Source organism: Kitasatospora sp. NPDC056783 (assembly GCF_042789895.1).
Taxonomy (GTDB): Bacteria; Actinomycetota; Actinomycetes; order Streptomycetales; family Streptomycetaceae; genus Kitasatospora.
In genome coordinates this window covers 1-2,563 of record NZ_JBHUAF010000629.1, presented here as the reverse complement: position 1 = coordinate 2,563, position 2,563 = coordinate 1, and the positions used below count along the sequence as shown (strand labels likewise).

Annotated in this window: 2 protein-coding genes and 1 pseudogene; 1 reads left to right on the top strand and 2 read right to left on the bottom strand. The window is 74.7% G+C overall.

The features are described 5' to 3' along the window. Nucleotides 1-49: 49 nt before the first annotated feature. Nucleotides 50-1,030, bottom strand: a pseudogene (locus ACFRMQ_RS40045) (hydroxyacid dehydrogenase); the annotation flags it as partial. A gap of 134 nt (nt 1,031-1,164) precedes the next feature. Then, complete coding sequence (locus tag ACFRMQ_RS40040; RefSeq protein ID WP_380735834.1) at nt 1,165-1,899, bottom strand: DUF4097 family beta strand repeat-containing protein; 735 nt, start codon at nt 1,897-1,899, stop codon at nt 1,165-1,167. Nucleotides 1,900-2,174: 275 nt separating this feature from the next. Here ACFRMQ_RS40040 and ACFRMQ_RS40035 point away from each other — a divergent pair, with 275 nt between their 5' ends. After that, a complete protein-coding gene (locus ACFRMQ_RS40035; protein ID WP_380735833.1) occupies nt 2,175-2,555 on the top strand; it encodes a hypothetical protein in 381 nt (126 codons plus the stop codon). Nucleotides 2,556-2,563: the final 8 nt, after the last annotated feature.

The following is a 2,563-nucleotide window of genomic DNA, read 5'->3' as shown; positions in this document are numbered from 1 at the left end:
GTTTCGCCCCTGCTCGTCAGGCGGTGAGCACCGCCCCCGCCCCGGCCACCCCGGCCGCGTTGACCGCCTCCGGCACATCCAGGCCGGCCAGCACCCGGCGCACCGACTCGGCGACCGTCACCCCGGCCTTCTCCTGGGCCTCGACACTGCCCGCGCCCAGGTGCGGCGTCACCACCACGCCGTCCAGCCCGAACAGCGGCGAGTCCGTGCACGGCTCCGTCTCGAACACGTCCAGCCCGGCCCCGGCCACCCGGCCGTCCCGCAGCGCGTCCGCCAGCGCGGCCTCGTCCACGATGCCGCCCCGCGCGGCGTTGACGATCCGCACCCCGGGCTTGACCGCGCGCAGCGCCTCGGCACCGATCAGCCCCAGCGTCCGGGGATTCTTCGGCAGGTGCACGGTGACGAAGTCCGCCGTCGCCAGCAGCTCCTCCAGCCCGACCGCCCGCACGCCCAGCTCGGCCGCCCGCTCCGGCGCCACGTACGGGTCGTAGGCCACGACCTCCATGTCGAAGGCGGCCATCCGCCGGGCCACCAGCGAGCCGATCCGGCCCAGCCCGACCACGCCCAGCACCTTGCCGGCCAGCTCCACCCCGGTGAAGCGGCTTCGCTGCCACGACCCGCCCTTGAGCGAGGCGTCGGCCTGCGGGATGTTCCGGGCCACCGAGAGCAGCAGGCCGACGGCCAGCTCGGCGGCGCTGACGATGTTCGACGTCGGCGCGTTGACCACCAGCACCCCGGCCGCCGTCGCGGCGGCCACGTCCACGTTGTCCAGCCCCACTCCGGCCCGGGCGATCACCCGCAGGCCGGGCGCGGCGGCGATCGCCTCGGCGTCCATCCGCGTGGCGCTGCGCACCAGCACGGCGTCCGCCCCGCGCAGCGCGGCGAGCAGCGCGGGGCGGTCGGCGCCGTCGCAGCGGCGCACCTCCACCTCCGGGCCGAGCACGGCGACGGTCGCCGGGGACAGTTCCTCGGCGAGCAGCACCACGGGCCGACGGACGGAAGGGAGCGCGCCAACGGGAGAGCCGTTCATCCGGTCATCCACCTCTGCTATCCACCAATTCGAGAAGTTCACACACATTCGGGAGTTCGTGGGACCCGGGGAGTTCGTGAGACCCGGGGAGTCGCGGGCCCCGGGGAGTCGCGGGCCCCGGAAGGCCGGAACGCTCAGCCCGCCGGAAGCACCTCGACGCTGCCGCCGTCGCTCCGGACGCTGACCTTGTGCGGGGAGGCCGGATCGGTCCTGACCTTCACGTTCTGCTTCCCGCCGTCCGCCGCCGCGTCGACCGCGTACGCCGCGTCGGGCAGGCGGGCGGTGACGCTGCCGCCGGCCGACTCGATGCGCACCCGGTCCGGCGCCTCGGCGAAGGCGGCGTTCACGGTGCCGCCGTCCGCCTTGGCGGTGAACGACTTCGACGTCAGCCCGCCCGCCAGCACCTTGCCGCCGTCGGAGGTCAGGTCGAGCGCCCCGGCCAGCCCGGTGACGTTCACGTCGCCACCGCTGTTGCGCACCGTCACCGCGAGCCCCTTCGGCACCACGACCCGGTAGCCCACCTGGCACACCTTGTGGCCGAGGCCGTGCCCGCACTCCGAGGCGTCCAGCGCGAGCAGCCCGTCGGCGGTCTTGTGGGAAACGGACGGCTTGTCACCGTCGTACCGGATGGTCTCGGTCACCTGGACGCCGCCCTCGGCGCCCGCGACCACCTCGACCAGCCCGCCCGGGCTCTTGATCCGCAGCGCGGTGACCGGATCGCCCACCTGGTACGAGTTGCTCTCGGCGGTGACCTCGCCGCCACCGCACGCCGTGAGCAGCGCTCCCAGCGCGGTGGTGACGACGATCGGCGCGATCACCCGGCTGTACCGGACGACGGCGCTGCGGCTGTTCGGTCGGGACGGCTGCACGGCTGCATCCTTCGCTCGCGGCGGCGGGGTTCTGGCGGAATCCTTCCCCCCGAGCTTCCCCTGCGCGGTCATACCGATCCCATACGCTTTCCATCCGCGGTCCACCCTCCGGGACACGGGGGCGGCGGAGTGGACCGTGTGACCGATGTGGTCCGATGCTGTGCGTCCTGCCCCGGCACCCGCACCAGCGGCCCGCCGAGCAGCCACTATGGCCGAGGTATAGACGGCCTGGGCAGAGTCGGACCATACATGCCCCGTCCCCGAAGGAGGCAGCGATGGCCAGCCGCTCCGAGCCGAGCCCCCACGAGACGGCGGACGGGCCCGTTCCGTCCGCCCGTGGCACCGGCCCCGGGCCGGGCCACGCCGCGCGCAACCACGAGGAGTTGCTGCGCGACCGCCGGGCGGCCCTTCGCCAGGACCCGGCCGCCGTCGGCGCGGCCGAACTCTCCCGTCACGTGCTCGGCTGGGCCCGCAGCCTGGACGCCGGGGAGCGTGTCCTGCGCGAGGCGCTGCGCGACGCCGCCTCCCCGACGGTCCACCCGGACGGTGCCGGTGCCGACGTCGGCACCGGCACCGACGCCGCGGCCCTCGGCCGGGCCGCCCCCCTCGCCGCGGGCGACCGGGGAGACCAAGCGGAAAGCGAAAACGATGAATGAAAAACCCG